This is a genomic window from Kitasatospora sp. NPDC023176 (assembly GCF_055560495.1).
The window spans coordinates 101514-117607 of the sequence record NZ_JBVHIP010000025.1; the positions used below are offsets into that span (position 1 = coordinate 101514).

At 73.4% G+C, this 16094-nt stretch carries 14 protein-coding genes and 1 riboswitch; of the genes, 6 read left to right on the forward strand and 8 right to left on the reverse strand.

Annotated elements, in window-relative coordinates; all coding sequences use genetic code 11:
- Nucleotides 1–42: 42 nt before the first annotated feature.
- Nucleotides 43–1413, reverse strand: a complete 1371-nt coding sequence (locus ACZ3YL_RS28935) for an alanine racemase (protein WP_465660357.1) — start codon at nucleotides 1411–1413, stop codon at nucleotides 43–45.
- A 163-nt stretch (nucleotides 1414–1576) separates the two neighbouring features.
- Here ACZ3YL_RS28935 and ACZ3YL_RS28940 point away from each other — a divergent pair, with 163 nt between their 5' ends.
- From ACZ3YL_RS28940 to ACZ3YL_RS28955, 4 genes are all read left to right on the forward strand, one after another.
- Nucleotides 1577–2716, forward strand: a complete 1140-nt coding sequence (locus tag ACZ3YL_RS28940; protein WP_465660358.1) for a sugar kinase — start codon at nucleotides 1577–1579, stop codon at nucleotides 2714–2716.
- A 37-nt stretch (nucleotides 2717–2753) separates the two neighbouring features.
- The gene (locus ACZ3YL_RS28945; protein ID WP_188302880.1) at nucleotides 2754–3503 is read left to right on the forward strand and encodes an IclR family transcriptional regulator; all 750 of its coding nucleotides are present in this window, start codon (nucleotides 2754–2756) and stop codon (nucleotides 3501–3503) included.
- Between the two features lie 32 nt (nucleotides 3504–3535).
- Nucleotides 3536–3946, forward strand: coding sequence for a RidA family protein (locus ACZ3YL_RS28950; protein WP_465660359.1), 411 nt, complete (start codon nucleotides 3536–3538; stop codon nucleotides 3944–3946).
- Nucleotides 3947–4063: 117 nt separating this feature from the next.
- Nucleotides 4064–4783 (forward strand): DUF2470 domain-containing protein, encoded by a 720-nt coding sequence (locus ACZ3YL_RS28955; RefSeq protein ID WP_465660360.1) that lies wholly within the window; start codon nucleotides 4064–4066, stop codon nucleotides 4781–4783.
- A 4-nt stretch (nucleotides 4784–4787) separates the two neighbouring features.
- Here the strand turns inward: ACZ3YL_RS28955 and ACZ3YL_RS28960 are convergent, their stop codons facing one another.
- Both ACZ3YL_RS28960 and ACZ3YL_RS28965 read right to left on the reverse strand, forming a co-directional pair.
- A complete protein-coding gene (locus tag ACZ3YL_RS28960; protein WP_465660361.1) occupies nucleotides 4788–6332 on the reverse strand; it encodes an APC family permease in 1545 nt (514 codons plus the stop codon).
- A 355-nt stretch (nucleotides 6333–6687) separates the two neighbouring features.
- A complete protein-coding gene (locus ACZ3YL_RS28965; RefSeq protein ID WP_465660362.1) occupies nucleotides 6688–7665 on the reverse strand; it encodes a M23 family metallopeptidase in 978 nt (325 codons plus the stop codon).
- A gap of 2 nt (nucleotides 7666–7667) precedes the next feature.
- Nucleotides 7668–7851: riboswitch (cyclic di-AMP (ydaO/yuaA leader) on the reverse strand.
- Between the two features lie 396 nt (nucleotides 7852–8247).
- On the opposite strand from ACZ3YL_RS28965, the gene ACZ3YL_RS28970 reads away from it, so the two are divergent.
- The gene (locus tag ACZ3YL_RS28970; RefSeq protein WP_465660373.1) at nucleotides 8248–9705 is read left to right on the forward strand and encodes an MFS transporter; all 1458 of its coding nucleotides are present in this window, start codon (nucleotides 8248–8250) and stop codon (nucleotides 9703–9705) included.
- A 23-nt stretch (nucleotides 9706–9728) separates the two neighbouring features.
- Here the strand turns inward: ACZ3YL_RS28970 and purB are convergent, their stop codons facing one another.
- The 4 genes from purB to ACZ3YL_RS28990 all read right to left on the reverse strand — a co-directional run bounded on the left by purB (nucleotide 9729) and on the right by ACZ3YL_RS28990 (nucleotide 13055).
- Complete coding sequence (purB, locus tag ACZ3YL_RS28975; protein ID WP_188302875.1) at nucleotides 9729–11168, reverse strand: adenylosuccinate lyase; 1440 nt, start codon at nucleotides 11166–11168, stop codon at nucleotides 9729–9731.
- Between the two features lie 165 nt (nucleotides 11169–11333).
- A complete protein-coding gene (locus ACZ3YL_RS28980; RefSeq protein ID WP_188302874.1) occupies nucleotides 11334–11792 on the reverse strand; it encodes a MarR family winged helix-turn-helix transcriptional regulator in 459 nt (152 codons plus the stop codon).
- A 94-nt stretch (nucleotides 11793–11886) separates the two neighbouring features.
- Nucleotides 11887–12303, reverse strand: coding sequence for a DUF3037 domain-containing protein (locus ACZ3YL_RS28985; protein WP_188302873.1), 417 nt, complete (start codon nucleotides 12301–12303; stop codon nucleotides 11887–11889).
- A complete protein-coding gene (locus ACZ3YL_RS28990) occupies nucleotides 12300–13055 on the reverse strand; it encodes a HipA family kinase (RefSeq protein ID WP_188302872.1) in 756 nt (251 codons plus the stop codon). The genes ACZ3YL_RS28985 and ACZ3YL_RS28990 overlap by 4 nt, the downstream gene beginning before the upstream one ends.
- A gap of 266 nt (nucleotides 13056–13321) precedes the next feature.
- On the opposite strand from ACZ3YL_RS28990, the gene ACZ3YL_RS28995 reads away from it, so the two are divergent.
- Complete coding sequence (locus ACZ3YL_RS28995) at nucleotides 13322–14680, forward strand: NAD(P)/FAD-dependent oxidoreductase (protein ID WP_188302871.1); 1359 nt, start codon at nucleotides 13322–13324, stop codon at nucleotides 14678–14680.
- 116 nt (nucleotides 14681–14796) lie between these two features.
- Here the strand turns inward: ACZ3YL_RS28995 and ACZ3YL_RS29000 are convergent, their stop codons facing one another.
- Nucleotides 14797–15990, reverse strand: coding sequence for a GDSL-type esterase/lipase family protein (locus tag ACZ3YL_RS29000; protein WP_465660363.1), 1194 nt, complete (start codon nucleotides 15988–15990; stop codon nucleotides 14797–14799).
- Nucleotides 15991–16094 lie beyond the last annotated feature (104 nt).

Sequence of the window (16094 nt, forward strand, 5' to 3'; positions counted from 1 at the left end):
TGACGACAACTGCCCGGCCGGCCGCTCTCGCCGCGTCCGTCATCAGAAGAACGTCCTGACCAGCCCGGTCACCTTCGGCTCGGCCGCGTCCGCCGAGTCCAGCACGGGAAGCGCCGTCCACTTGTCGAAGGCCGTGCACGGGTGGGAGACGCCGAGCCGCAGCACCGCGCCGAGCGGTGCGAGGTCGCCCGCGTCACGGAGGAAGGCATGCTGGTCGTTGAGCGCGGTGATCCGGGCCGACGTGCCCGTCAACGCCGCTCCCCCGCGCACCAGTTGCGGCTCGGGCAGGCCCTCGTCGAAGGGCAGGTCGCGCTTGCCCGCGTCCAGCAGGGCCAGTTGGGGCTCCGGCCGGGAGGCCACCCGGGCCCAGCCGTGCAGCGCGCCGCGGAAGGGGGCCTGCCCGGCGCCCCTGACGAGCGGCGAGATGCCCCGGTAGAACCCGTCGTCGTGGGCGATGTACGCACCCGAACGCAGCACCACCAGCGCCTCCGGCAGCGCGGCCAACTCCTCGACCACCAGGTCGAAGTAGGCGCTGCCGCCGGCCGACACCACCGGTGGCGCACTGTCCGGGTAGGCCGTGGCGAGCCGTCCGTGCAGCTCGCCGAGGGCCTTCAGGTAGCCGCGTACGGTGGCCAGCCCCTCGGCGGTGGCGTCGTGCGCGAGGGCGCCCTCGTACCCGCCGACGCCGGCGAGCCGCAGGGTGGGGGCGCGCAGTACGGCGGCGGCGACCTCGACGGCCGCGTCCACGCCCCGCGCGCCGGTCCGCCCGCCCGGGCCGCCGAGTTCGATCAGCACCTCGACCGGCCGCTCGGCTCCGGCGGCGCGCAGCGCCTCGTCCATCTGCCGTACGCCCTCGGTGGAGTCGGTCCAGCAGAGGAAGGCGAAGTCAGGGTCGGCGGCCAGTTCGGCGGCGAGCCAGGCCAGTCCGGCCGGGTCGAGCAGGGTGTTGGCGAGCAGGATCCGCTGGACGCCGAAGGCTCGGGCGACCCGTACCTGCGGCAGATTGGCGAGGGTGATGCCGTGGCTGCCGGCGGCGAGCTGGGCCTGCCAGAGTTCGGGCGCCATGGTGGTCTTGCCGTGCGGGGTGAGCGCGACGCCCGCCTCGGCGCACCAGCGGGCCATGGTGCGGACGTTGTGGTCGAGCGCCGCGGCGTCGAGGGTGAGCAGCGGGGTGCCGAGGTCGGAGAGGGTGGGCCCGGTGGCGAGCCAGTCGCGGACGGTGTGCCCCCAGCTCTCCGGTGGGGCGGCCTTGAACCGCCAGTCGAGGGTCTCGTCGGCCAGGGCGGCCACCGCTCCTTCGTTGATCCCCGGCCCGGTCACGCCGCTCGCGAAGGTCACGCTGCTCGCGCGGGCACCGCCACGAGCGAAGGCACCGCTCCCGAGGTCGCCACCGTCTGCGAAGGTCTGCTCCACCGTCTTCCTCCATCCACCATATTGCAACATGTGCAACGAGGGTTGCACATGTTGGCACCACGGTTCTAGCATCGGCGCCGGATCACGGTCAACGGAACCGACTGGCGGTCGGACCCGGCCGGCCCGCACGCCACCGGACCGCCGCAGACGAGGAGCCCAGCAGATGCCGCCACAGGACACCCCGGGGCCGGCCCGCCCCGGTCCTCCCCCGACGGCCGTGTGCGTGGGCGAGTCGATGGCCGTCCTGCTGCCCGACCGCCCGGGGCCACTGGAGGCCGTGGACACCTTTCGGCTGTCCGTCGGCGGCGCGGAGTCCAACGTGGCCGGGGCACTGGCCGGCCTCGGCGTGCCGACGGCCTGGATCAGCCGGGTCGGCGACGACGGCTTCGGCCGCCGCCTGCTCGCCGAGGTCGCCGCCCGCGGCGTGGACGTCTCCGGCGTGACCGTTGACCCGCACCGCCCGACCGGTCTCTACCTGAAGGAGGTCGGCGGCGCCACCGGCCACCGGCACGACCTCGGCCCCGGCCGCAGCCGCCTGCACTACCACCGGCGCGGCTCCGCGGCCGCCGCACTCTCCCCCGCCCTGCTCACCGACCCGGCCGCCGCCCGGCTGCTGGCGGGCGCCCGGCTGCTCCACCTGTCCGGCATCACCGCCGCGCTCTCGGACGAGTGCCTGGCCCTGCTGCGTGCGCTGCTCGCCGACCGACGCCCCGGGCGGCTGGTCAGCTTCGACCTCAACTGGCGCCCCGGGCTCTGGCGGGACCGCGACCCGGCCGTGCTGCCGCCTCTGCTGGACTCCGCCGACCTGCTGCTGCTCGGCACCGACGAGGCCCAGGCCGCCTTCGGCACCGACGAGCCGGCCGCGCTGCGCCGCCGCTTCCCGTCCCCCGCCACCGTGGTGGTCAAGGACGCCGCCCGGCTGGTCACCGCACTGGAGCGGGACGGCACGGCGGTCGCCGAACCGGCTCTGGCCGTCGAGGTGGTCGAGGCCACCGGTGCGGGCGACGCCTTCGCGGCCGGCTACCTGGCCGGCACCCTCCACGGCCTGGACCAGCGTCGCCGGCTGCGGCTCGGCCACCTGGCCGCGGCCTGCGCCCTGACCGCCCACGGCGACCAGGCCGACCTGCCGCCCGCCCCGGTGGTGACCGCCCTGCTCGACGCCTCGCCCGCTGACTGGGCCGCCACCCGGGTCACCGCCGCCGCCATCACCTCCCCGGCCCTGCCCACTTCGCCGACCCTGCCCGCCGCCCCCGCCCTGCCCACTTCCCCCGCCCTGCCCGCCGCCCCGGCCCGGGCCGAATGAGCGCCAACCCCAGCCACCCGACCGGAGCCCGAGCCCGATGAGCCAGACCGTCACCCGCGCCCTGCGCATCCTCGCCCAGCTCGGCGAGGGCGAGCGCTCCCTCGACCAGCTGGCCGAGGTCCTCGGCGTGCACAAGACCACCGTGCTGCGGCTGCTCCAGAGTCTGGAGGAGGAACGGTTCGTCTACCGCGACGCGGCCTACCGCTACCACCTCGGCGCGGGCCTGTTCGCCCTCTCCGGCCTCGCCCTGGAGCAGCGCGGCATCCGCCGGATCGCCGCCCCGCACCTCGCCGAGCTGAACTCCGCCACCGGCCAGACCGTGCACCTGGCGGCGTACGAGGGCGGCGAGGTGGTCTACATCGACAAGTTCGACTCCCGTCACCCGGTCAGGATGTACTCCCGGATCGGGCTGCGCGCGGCCCTGCACAGCGCTGCCGTCTCCAAGGTGCTGCTGGCCGACCTCCCGCTGCCGGAACGCCGCCGGGTGGTGGCCGGGATCGACTTCACCCCGCACACCGAACGCACCCTCACCACCCCCGAGGCGCTGCTCGCCGAGCTGGAGAAGGTCGCCGCCCAGGGCTGGGCGCAGGACCACGCCGAGCACGAGGCCTTCATCAACTGCGTGGCCGCCCCGATCCGGGACGCCAGCGGCCGGGTCGTCGCCGCCGCGTCGATCTCCGTCCCGGACGTCCTCCTCCCGTACGAGCAGGTGCTGGACCTCCTGCCGCAGCTGCTCGCCACCGCCCGCGCCGTTTCGGCCGACTGCGGCCGCCCCGAACAATCCTGACGGACCGTCACCAACCGCACGTAAGGAACCCCATGGACTCCGACAAGTTCGAGATCCGCACCGACGGCGCCCCGGCCCCCGCCTGGATGTTCTCCCAGGGCGTCCGCAAGGGCCCGATCCTGCAGGTCTCCGGCCAGGGCCCGCAGGACCCGGCCACCGGCGAGTACCTCCACCACGGCGATGTGAAGGCCCAGACCCGCCGCACGCTGGAGAACGTCAAGGCCATCGTCGAGGCCGGCGGCGCCACCATCGAGGACGTGGTGATGTTCCGCGTCTACCTCACCAAGCGCGCCGACTTCCCGCTGATGAACGAGGTCTACGCCGAGTTCATCGACGAGAACATCGAGCCGGGCGGCGTGAAGCCCTGCCGGACCACCGTCTTCGTCGAACTGCCGCAGGAGCCGATGCTGGTGGAGATCGACGCCCAGGCCGTCGTCTCCTGACCCACCGCCAACGCCCCCGAGGCCCGGACGCCACCGCGCGTCCGGGCCCTCGCCGCACTTGCCACACCCCCACCCGGACATTAGGTTAGGCTCACCTAACTAACAGGAGGTCCGTCCATGAGCCTGCCCACCGGCGACGCCCAGGTGCCCGAGCCCACCACCGCCGACCGGGTCCACAGCCTGCTCAGCGCGACCTCCTCACTCACCGTGCGCGCCCTCGGCGAGCACCACGAGCTGGACACCCCGGTCTCCGTCCACGGCTCCCGACTGCGCCTGCGCGTCCCGCTCGACGCCCCGCTCACCGCGGCCGCCGCCGGCGCCACCGACGGCCTGGCCGTCGTGCTCGACGTCACCGATGTCTCCCCCGTCGCCGTCCGCGACCGGATCCGCGCCCGGCTCACCCTGGCCGGCCGGCTGCACCTGGCCCACCTCACCGACGACGGCCTCGGCGTCCACCTGCGCGTCGACGTCGCCCACGCCGTCCTCGCCACCCCGTACGGCACCAACGCGCTCACCGCCGCCGAGCTCGCCCTCGCCACCCCCGACCCGCTGGCCCGGCACGAGGCCGCCCTGCTCACCCACCTGGCCGACGACCACGCCGACGCCCTCGACCTGCTCACCCGCCTGCTCGACCCGGCCCTGCTCACCCACCGGCCGGCCGTCCGCCCGCTCGCCCTGGACCGCCACGGCCTGGTGCTGCGCCTGGACTACTCGCACGGCCACCGCGACGTCCGCCTGGTCTTCCCCCAACCCGCCGACGACACCGAGGACTTCGGCCACCGGATGCACGAGCTGCTCACCGCCGCCGAGCACGACCTGCCCGCCCGCCGGCGCTGACCGCTCACCGCTCCGCCGCGTCCTCCAGCACGATCCGCCCCATCCGCGCGTACAGCTCCGGCCGCCGGCGCCGCAGCACCAGCGCCGTCCCGATCCCGCCCAGGAACACCCCGATCACCAGGTACGGGGTCAGCCGGAACAGCAGGGTGCCCGCCGCCGCTCCGGCCGCCGCACCCCGGTTGACCACCAGCAGCGCCACCACCGCGCCCATCGCCACCCCGCCGGCCAGCGGCGCGAGCAGCGTCCGGCACCAGTGCGCGGTCTCCGGGTGCCGGCCCTGCACGTGGAAGTACCCCACCACCGCGAAGGAGCACAGCGTCTGCACCACCAGGATCGCCATCGTCCCCAACAGCGCCAGCAGCGTGTACAGATGGACGTACGGGTCCATCCCCGCCGCCAGGAACGCCAACACCAGCCCGGCCGCGATCACCGACTGCGCGACCGAGGCGACGTACGGCGAACCGTGCCGCGGATGGGTCCGGCCGAGCGCCGGGTGCAGCAGCCCCTCCCGCCCGATCGCGTACAAGTACCGTGCGGCGCACTGGTGGAAGGCCATCGCACAGGCGAACGAGCCGGTGACGACCAGCCATTGGAACACCGTGACCGCCCAGCTGCCCAGGTGTGCGCCGAGCGGATCGAGGAACAGGCTGTTCCCGTCCTTGCCCGGCACCGCCCCGCTCGCCACCGCGATCGCGTGCTCGACTCCGTTGCCGGACAGGATCATCCAGGACACGAAGACGTAGAACAGCCCGATCCCGATCACCGACACCATGGTGGCCCGCGGCACCACCCGCTTCGGGTCCCGCGACTCCTCGCCGTACATCGCCGTCGACTCGAAGCCGACCCAGGAGCAGAACGCGAAGAACAGTCCCAACCCGGCCGCCGCCGGTCCCGAACTCCCCGCTCCCCTGAGCCCGTTCAACGGGTTCACGGCCTCGCCGACGATCCCGTCCGGCCCGCCACCGGAGACCAGCACGGCCAGCGAGACCGCGCCCAGCACCACCAGCTCCAGCACCAGCGCCACCCCGAGCACCTTCGCCGTCAGATGCAGGTCGAACCAGGCCATCACCCCGATCGCCGTCATCCCGAGCACCGCGTACCAGCCCCAGCCGAGGTCCACGCCCAGCTGCGACCGGACCAGCCCGCGCAGCGAGTACGCGAAGAAGCCGATGACCGAGGCCTCGAAGATCATGTAGGCCAGCAGCGCGAGCATCCCCGAGGCCATCCCGACCACCCGGCCGAGCCCGTGCGAGACGTAGCCGTAGAACGCCCCGGCCGCCGTGATGTGCCGGGCCATCGCCACGTACCCGACCGAGAACACCGTGAGCACCGCGGTCGCCAGGACGTACGCGGCCGGCGCGCCGACCCCGTTGCCCTGCCCGATGACGATCGGCAGGTTCCCGGTCATCGCGGTGATCGGGGCCGCGGTGGCGACCGCCATGAACACCACGCCCGCCAGGCCGACCGAGTCCGCCTTCAGCCGGTCGACCCCGCCCGGCCCGGCCCGCTCACCGGCGGAACCGACCGCGTCCCCGCTCCGGACGGTCATCCGGCCTCCTCGTCCACCCGGACACTGCCGCCCGCCGAACCGGCCGGGCACTGACTGACCGACAGGATCGCGCGCCGACGGCCGCCCCGGAGTACGGCTGATGATCCGACGAAGCCGACGGGTTGACGGCGCGTTCGAGGCCCCGAACACCGCCACGGACCGGAAACGGCGGTGGCCGGCCCGGCCGTACGAGAGCTTGTCCCGTGCGGCCGGGCCGGCCGTGGGCGTGTCCCGCGCCCAGGTCCACTGCTGCGGCGATCACCCGGTCGAGCGGTCACCCGACATGACCATCCCGGGCGGTCGATTCGCCCCGCATCAGCGGTGGTTCACACGGTCCCGTGGAAGGGACCAGGGATCAGAGCGCGACGCCGTGCGCCCGCAGGTAGGCGACCGGGTCGATGTCCGAGCCGTACTCCGGACCGGTGCGGATCTCGAAGTGCAGGTGCGGGCCGGTCACGTTGCCGGTCGCACCGGAGAGGCCCAGCTGCTGGCCGGTGGTGACGCTCTGGCCGACCTTCACGCCGATCGAGGACAGGTGCGCGTACTGCGCGTACTTGCCGTCGGCGAGCTTGATCTCGACCTCGTTGCCGTAGGCGCCGTCGTTGGCGGCCTTCACCACGACACCCTTGGCGACGGCGCGCAGCGGGGTGCCGGTGGAGGCGATGAAGTCCTGGCCGGTGTGGTGGCCGGAGGCCCACATCGAGCCGGCCACGCCGTAGGCCTCGCCCAGCACCGGGTTGGCGAGCGGGGCGACGAAACCGGTGGTGACGGCGACCGGGGCGGCGGTGACGGCCTGGGCCGGGGCGGCGGTCTGCACCTGGGTCTGCAGCTGGGCGCCCGGCTTGGCGGCCTCGGTCTGGACCTGCACCTGGGTGTCCGCGGCGGCGGAGGCGTCCTGGGTGGCCGGAGCAGCGGCCGGCTTCGCCGGGGCGGCGGGCGCGGCGGGCGCGGCGGGCTTCGCGGCGTCAGCCGCGTGGCCCACGAGGGCCAGCTGCTGGCCCGGGAAGATCAGGTTCGGGTTGGCCCCGACCACCGAGCGGTTCTGCTCGTACAGCGCGTGCCAGCCGCCCTGGACGTCCTTGATGTCGGCGATCTTCGAGAGGGTGTCGCCACTGATGACGCGGTAGCTCTGGTGCCCGGCGGCCGGAGCGGCGTCCTGCGAAGCGACCGAGGCGACCGAAGCGGTCGAGGCGGCCGGAGCAGCCGGGGAGGTGTCCGCCTGGGCGCCCATCGCGGTCACGAGCGGCAGGACGAACGAGGCGCCGGTGACGGCGGTGGCGATGCCGATCCGGGCGGCACGGGGCAGGGCGATACGACGAGCCTGTGCAGGCATGGAATTTTCCTCTCCGACGCCTGCGAGGTGAGCTGTCGGGTTCGGGCTGGAGTTGCCCGGCCGCATGCGCGGCTTCACCCCAAGCCGGTCCTGGTCGTCCACGCCCTGAAGAGGCGCGAACTCCGGTCCGGCGACTTACCTGTGGGTCCCCCGCTCCTGCCGTACAGAGTTCGGTGCGAGCCACCGGGCAGCGGCAGGACTCGGCGTTCCACCCGGTGGATCCGTCCGGGCTGGCCGGGCGGTCGCTGAACTAAAACTCATCCGTTCAGGTGAAGCAATGTCGATCTCTTGAATCGGCAACCAATCCCGGCGCAGTGGTCACCCTCCGAATGATCCGCTGCACCGTACGTGCACAATCCATTCACCCCGTGCCACTGATCCAGCACCCTGCGCCGACCAGGCCACCCCTGCGCGATCGTCCGGTCACGAACCGCCACGGGCCGACACACCACCCGGTGACCCTTGTCACGTACACCCCGGCGGGCGCAGGATCAGCCGGTGGCCACCTCTCAAGCAGGAACTCTGCGCCTGGGCACCGCGCAGGGTCGCTGGGTTCTCCTGGCAACGGTGCTCGGCTCCAGCATGGCGATGCTCGACGGCACCGTGGTGAACGTCGCCCTCCCCCGGATCGGCGCCGACCTCGGCGCCTCCCTCGCCTCCCTGCAATGGACCCTGAACGCCTATCTGCTCACCCTGGCGGGCCTGATCCTGCTCGGCGGCGCCCTCGGCGACCGCTACGGGCGGCGCCGGGTCTTCCTCATCGGCGTGGTCTGGTTCGCCGCCGCGTCCGCGGCCTGCGCCGCCGCCCCGACCATCCACGTGCTGATCGCCGCCCGCGCCGTCCAGGGCATCGGCGGGGCGCTGCTCACCCCGGGCTCGCTCGCCATGCTCCAGGCCGTCTTCCACCCGGACGACCGCTCGGCGGCGGTGGGCCTGTGGTCCGGCCTGGGCGGGGTGTCGGCAGCCGTCGGCCCCTTCCTCGGCGGCTGGCTGGTGGACGGCCCCGGCTGGCGCTGGATCTTCCTGCTGAACCTGCCGCTGGCCGCCGCCGTCATCGCGGTGACCTCCCGTTACGTCCCGGAGAGCCGGGACGAGTCCGCGACCGGCCGCTTCGACGTGCCCGGCGCGCTGCTCGCCGCGCTCGCCCTCGGCGCGATCACCTACGCGCTCACCGCCGCCGGGGAGGGCCTGTCCCCCGCCGTCTGGGTCACCGGCGCGATCGGCCTGCTGCTGGGCGCCGCCTTCGTGACTGTCGAGCGGCGCTCGCCCTATCCGATGCTGCCGCTCGGACTGTTCTCCTCCCGGCTGTTCACCGCCGTGAACCTGGTCACCCTCTGCGTCTACGCGGCGTTCAGCGGGGTGTTCTTCCTGCTGGTGGTGCAGCTTCAGATCGTCTCCGGGTTCTCCCCGCTGGTCTCCGGCTTCGCCCTGGTGCCCATCACGGTGCTGATGCTGACCCTGTCCGCGCGCGCCGGTCGCCTCGGCAAGCGGATCGGCCCGCGCCTCCCGCTCACCGTCGGCCCGCTGCTGTGCGCCGCCGGGGTGCTGCTGATGCTGCGCATCGGCCCCGGCTCCTCCTACTGGGTGGACGTGCTGCCCGCCGTCGCGGTGATGGGCTCGGGGATGACCCTGCTGGTCGCACCGCTGACCGCGACCGTGCTGGCCGCCGTCGAGGTGCGGCACGCGGGCATCGCCAGCGGCGTCAACAACGCCGCCGCCCGCGCGGCCGGCCTGCTCGCGGTGGCCGCGCTGCCGGCCCTGGCCGGGCTGAGCGGCGACGCCTACCGGGTGCCGTCCTCGGTGGACTCCGCCTTCCACACCGCGATGCTGATCTGCGCGGGCCTGCTGGCCACCGGCGGGCTGATCGCCTTCACCACCATCCGGGGCAACGTGCTCGCGCCGGAGGAGGAGCACCCGGTGGCCGAGCCGAACTGCGACTGGCCCTGCGCCACCACCACCCCGCCGTTCGACCCGGGCCGCCCCCGGACGCCCGAGGGCCCCACCACCGGAACGGCGGCGGGGCCCTCGGCCGAGAGCTGACGCGGCGTCAATTCAGCGGCGTGTCAGAGGATGTCGCCGGGCGCGTACTTGGCCGCCTCCGGGTAGGCCGCCGCGACGGCCGCCACCTGGCGGACGACCTCGGCGACCTGCGCCCCGGCCGCGCCGGTGAAGGACAGCCGGTCGCCCAGCAGCGCGTCCAGCGCGGCCCGGTCCAGCGGGATCCGCTCGTCGGCGGCGAGCCGGTCCAGCAGCTCGTTCTCCCGGGCGCCCGCGCGCATCGCCAGCGCGGAGGCGACGGCGTGCTCCTTGATGACCTCGTGGGCGGTCTCCCGGCCGACGCCCGCGCGCACCGAGCCCATCAGCACCTTGGTGGTGGCCAGGAACGGCAGGTAGCGGTCCAGCTCGGCCTCGATCACGGCGGGGAAGGCGCCGAACTCGTCCAGGACGGTGAGGAAGGTCTCCAGCAGGCCGTCGAAGGCGAAGAAGGCGTCCGGCAGCGCGACCCGGCGCACCACCGAGCAGGAGACGTCACCCTCGTTCCACTGGTCGCCGGCCAGCTCGCCGGTCATCGAGGCGTAGCCGCGCAGGATCACGGCCAGGCCGTTGACGCGCTCGCAGGAGCGGGTGTTCATCTTGTGCGGCATCGCGGAGGAGCCGACCTGGCCCTCCTTGAAGCCCTCCGTCACCAGCTCGTGGCCGGCCATCAGACGGATGGTCTTGGCCAGGCTGGACGGCGCGGCGGCCAGCTGGACGAGGGCAGTGAGCACCTCGAAGTCCAGCGAGCGCGGGTAGACCTGGCCGACGCTGGTGAGCACGTGGTCGAAGCCGAGGTGGCCGGCGACCCGGCGCTCCAGCTCGGCCAGCTTCCCGGTGTCGCCGCCGAGCAGGTCCAGCATGTCCTGGGCGGTGCCGACCGGGCCCTTGATCCCGCGCAGCGGGTAGCGGGCGATCAGCTCCTCCAGGCGGCGGAAGGCGACCAGCAGCTCGTCGGCGATCGACGCGAAGCGCTTGCCCAGGGTGGTGGCCTGCGCGGCCACGTTGTGCGAACGGCCGGCCATGACCAGCTCGGAGTTCTGGGCGGCCAGGTCGGCCAGGCGCACCAGCACGGCGACCGTACGGTCCCGGACGTGCTCCAGGGACTGGCGGATCTGCAGCTGCTCGACGTTCTCGGTCAGGTCCCGGGAGGTCATTCCCTTGTGGATCTGCTCGTGGCCGGCGAGGTCGCTGAACTCCTCGATCCGGGCCTTCACGTCGTGGCGGGTGATCCGCTCACGGGCGGCGATCGAGCCGAGGTCGACCTGGTCGATCACCCGCTCGTAGTCGGCGACGGCGTTCGCCGGAACCTCGACACCGAGGTCCTGCTGGGCCTTCAGGACGGCGAGCCACAGGTGGCGCTCGAGGACCACCTTGTGCTCGGGGGACCACAGCTGGGCCAGGGTCGCCGAGGCGTACCGGGAGGCCAGGACATTGGGGATCTGGGGCTTCGCGCTCACGCTTCGCAAGCCTAACAGCCGAGGTCACGCCGAACGTCGGCGGATGGGGACCTGTCCGTCACCCTCATCCGCGCCACCTGCGCGCCCCGCCGCACCACCGGCCGCTGCCCCCGGGACTCGCCGACACGCGCCGAGCACCCCGGCCGGCCGCTACTGCGGCGCCCCTGTCGGCCGCTACTGCTGCGCGCCGCCGGAACGGCCGGCCAGCACCGGCAGGACCTGCCCGCAGATCGAGTGCAGGGCGATCCGCTGCTCGTCGGTCATCGCCTCGAAGGCCTGGTGGGTGCGGGCCATCTCGCCGCGGATGCGGTTGAGGATCTCCCGGCCCTCGGCCGTGATCACCACGATCTTCACCCGGCGGTCACCGGCCGCCGCCTCCCGGTTGGCGAGGCCCAGCGTCTCCAGCCGGTCCACGATCCCGGTCACGTTCGACGCGTCGCAGCCCAGGCGCCCGGCCAGTGCCCGCATCGGGACCGGTTCCTGCACCGAGCCCAGCGCCTTGGCCTGGGAGGAGGACAGCCCGTGCCGGGCCGCGGCCGCCGCGAAGTCCTGGAAGTACGCGGCACCGACGGCGGCCAACGCCTCCATCAGCTCGGCGTTGGTCGGTACGGTCGTCGTCGAGGTCGAACCCATGGGGTCAGCGTACGGCCGAGTGCTTCAGTAACTCAAGCTTTGACCACGGCAACCGTCGGCGAGCCGCCTCACGGTACCGCCGATCGGGGGACGGTCAGAGCACCAGCTGGTCGAACAGCCGCCGCAGCTCGACCTCCGGGTCCGCGGTCAGCCCGGTGTGCACCGGCCCCGGCTGGACGATCGCGCTGCGCGGCGCGGTCAGCCAGCGGAACCGCTGCCCGGGGCTGTCCGAGGCCGCTGGACCGGCCGCCGGGCCGCCCAGGCAGACCGCCTCGATCCCCTGAAGCGCCCGCCGCACCCCCTGCACGTCCGCCACCGGGTCCAGCGCCAGCAGCCGGGCCTGGTCCAGGTGGGTGCGCGCGGCCAGGTGCGCGTGCTGCCGGCAGTACAGCAGCACCCCGACGTTCACGCACTCACCGCGCTCCACCCGCGGCACCGCCCGGATCACGGCGTACTCGTAGTCGTGCAGTTCCACGACGGCCGGCAGCGCGGCGGACAGCGGCTCGGTCATGCGGGCACCTCCGGCAGCCAGTCACGCGGACCGGCCAGTCGCTCGGTCAGCTGGGAGCGGTACGCGGCGCGCACGTCCTCGGGCGAGTCGAAGCCGAACTCGTCCAGCAGCCACACCTCGGGGATCCGCGCCACCGCCGCCTCGATCGCCGCCTCCGCGAGCGGCGCGAGCGCCTTGTCCGCCGCCGCCAGATCCGGCCGGGCGCGCAGCAGCGCATGGTCGGACGCGTCGTACGGGCGGCGCACCCAGGCGGCGGCGCCGGCCCAGTTGTGATGGAAGATCAGGCTGGCACCGTGGTCGATCAGCCGCAGCCCGCCGGTCGCCACCAGCAGGTTGGGGTTGCGCCAGGACCGGTCGACATTGCCGATCAACGCGTCGAACCAGAGCACCTGCCCAGCCAGTTCGGGGTCCACCTCGAAGCAGAGCGGGTCGAAGTTGAGCGCGCCGCTGACGAAGGCCATCCCGAGGTTGGTCCCGCCGCTGGCCCGGATCTGGTCCTGCACCTGGTGGTCCGGCTCGCTGCGCGCGAGCACCGGATCCAGGTCGATGGTCACCAGCTCCGGCACCGGCAGCCCGAGCCGCCGCCCCAGCTCCCCGGCCAGCACCTCCGCCACCAGGGCCTTGCGGCCCTGCGCCGCGCCGACCCATTTCAGCGCGTACAGCCGCCGGTCGTCGGCCTCGACCAGGCCCGGCATCGAGCCGCCTTCTCGCAGTGGGGTCACATACCGGACCGCCGTCACCTCGGGGAGCACGCCCGACAGCTTATCGGTGCCCCACCCACCCCCGTACGCACCCGGCCTCCACACCCCCGACGGCTCGTCTCCGCACGCGCCGCCGAACCCGACCCACCGAACCCGCGCCACCGAACCCGACCCGCCCCGAACCCCACCCCACGACCCTCTCCTTCCCCTCCTCCCCCCACCGCCCCACCCCGGTGGCAGCCCCCGCTGCTCCGTGCGAGTGTGGCGGACAGTAATGGGGGCCTTCCGGTACGACCTGTACGGCAAAGGGATGAGCGATGGAACGACCTCGGATCCTGATCGTGGGCGGCGGCTTCGCAGGCCTGGAGTGCGCCCGCCGCCTCGAACGCAAGCTCTCGCCGTCGGAGGCCGAGATCACGCTGGTCACGCCGTTCAGCTACCAGCTCTACCTCCCCCTCCTCCCGCACGTCGCCGCGGGCGTCCTCACCCCCCAGTCCGTCGCGGTCTCCCTGCGCCGGAGCCTGCGCCGCACCCACATCGTCCCGGGCGGCGCCATCGGCGTGGACCCGGCCTCCCGGGTGTGCGTGGTCCGCAAGATCACCGACGAGGTGGTCGCGCAGAAGTACGACGTCCTGGTGCTCGCCCCCGGCAGCGTCACCCGCACCTTCGACATCCCCGGGCTCACCGATTACGCCCGCGGCATGAAGACGCTCGCCGAGGCGGCCTATGTCCGCGACCACGTGATCGCCCAACTCGACCTCGCCTCAGCGACCTTGGACCAGCGGGAGCGCGAGTCCCGGCTGCAGTTCGTGGTGGTCGGCGGCGGCTACGCGGGCACCGAGACGGCCGCCTGCCTGCAGCGCCTGACCACCGCGGCCGCCCGCCGCTACCCCCGGCTGGACGCCCGCCAGATCAAGTGGCACCTGATCGACATCGCCCCCAAGCTGATGCCCGAGCTCGGCGACGCGCTCGGCACCGCCGCCCTGGAGGTGCTGCGCGACCGCGGCATCGACGTGTCGCTGGGGGTCTCGGTGGCCGAAGTCGGCGCCGAGTCAGTCAAGTTCACCGACGGCCGGGTGCTCCCCTGCCGCACCCTGATCTGGACCGCCGGCGTGGCCGCGAGCCCGCTGATCGGCACCCTGGACGCGGAGACGGTCCGCGGCCGGCTGGCGGTGACGGCGGAGATGCGGGTGCCGCAGTTCGAGGGCGTGTTCGCGCTCGGTGACGCGGCCGCCGTTCCCGACCTGGCCAAGGGCGACGGCGCGGTGTGCCCGCCGACCGCCCAGCACTCGGCCCGCCAGGGCCGCGCGGTGGCCGACAACGTGATCGCCTCGCTCCGCAACCAGCCCCTGGAGCCGTACTACCACAAGGACTTGGGCCTGGTGGTCGACCTCGGCGGCAAGGACGCGGTGTCCAAGCCGGTCGGTATCGAACTGCGTGGCGTGCCCGCCCAGTTGGTGGCCCGCGGCTACCACCTGATGGCGATGCGGACCAATGCGGCGAAGTTCCGGGTGAGCGCGAACTGGCTGCTCAACGCGACCGCCGGGGACGACTTCGTCCGCACCGGCTTCCTGGCCCGCCAGCCCGCCCGGCTGCAGGACTTCGAGTACACCGACGCCTATCTGACGAAGGATCAGGTACGGGCCCACGCTCAGTCCCTGCTCGCCAAGGGCTGAGTCGAGAGCTGAGCCGAGAGCTGAGCCAGGGCTGAGCCCAGGGCCGCCCCGGAGGCCGTCCCGAGCCGCACCGCCGCCCCTCGCCCACCCGGGCCAGGGGCGGCGGCACGTCCGCCTCACTCCGCCGTCAGGTACATCCCGCTCGCGTCCTGCCCGGCCGTGTTGTCGCACGCGTAGTTGCCCGTCGGCCGGGCCCACAGCCGGCTCAGACAGGCGCCGAGCGCCTGCTGCCCGTAGTAGTTGGGGTGCATCGACTCCTGCAGCACGCCCTGGGTGGTGTTGAGGCCACCGTCCAGGAAGCGCGCCCATTCGCTGGTGGTCGCGGACGGGCCGGAGCCCGCGGTCGGCTGCTGCGCGGAGGTGGAGCACACCTCACGGCCCTGCAGCATGTTGGAGAGGTCCAGGAACTGCGCCCCCTTGGACGCCGCGACTCCCGCCAGCGCCTTGGAGATCTGCGGCACCATCGAGTCGCGCGCCCAGTCGGCGTCCCCGTCCCAGAACGGGCAGCCGCCGGTGTCCGAGCGGCTCCAGCCGCTCTCCGGGTAGCGCATCTCGGCGCTGCGCGGGATCGGCGAGGGGTACGACTGCAGCACCAGCCGGTAGTCGGTCCGCGCATAGCCCGCGTTGGTCATGACGGCCCGGATCTCGTCGATCGCCTTGCCGACCCCGGCCATCGCGGCGGGCATCTTCGAGTCGATCGCCGACTGCTGCGAGTCGTGGCAGTAGGAGTACCAGACCAGGTAGTCCTGGACGCAGTTCGAGATGACACTGGAGAAGCCGAGGTCGTTGCCGCCGATCGACAGCGTGATCAGCTTGACGTTGTTCCGGGCCGCCACGGTGGCGAGCTGGTCGGCCTGCGGAGCCTCGCCCTTCAGGGACTGCCCGCCGTTGGAGGCGCGGAAGATGTTGCCGGTGACGGCGCCCGAGCAGGCCAGGTTGATCTGCTTCTGCGCGATGCCCTGGGCGCCGAGCACCTCGGAGACGTCGGAGCGGTCGCACCCGCTCGCCGCCGTCGGGCCGTAGACCAGCGAGGGGTCGTACGAACTGCCGTTCCAGGCCCGGTCGGTGCCGGTCCGACTCGCGCTGGAGTCGGCGGAGTTGCCCTTCCACCGGCCGGCCTCGCCGGAGATGTAGCTGTCGCCGAGCGTGACGCTGGCGGTCGGCCCGCTGGGAACGGCGGCCGGGGCCGCCGAGGCGGGGGTGGCGAGGGCCAGTCCGGCCAGGGTCAGCGGCAGGGCGGCGGCTGCGGTGAGCAGCCGTCGGGCGAGTCGATGGGTGCTGCTGGTGACGCTCGAACCGTTTTCGGGCACGGCGGAACTCCTGCGGCTCGGTCTTCCCGCGGTTTGGGGGCGGGAGGACGCGTAGGTGAGGGAAGGCCGCCGGCCGGTGGCGCAAGGAAGATGACATGGCCGCG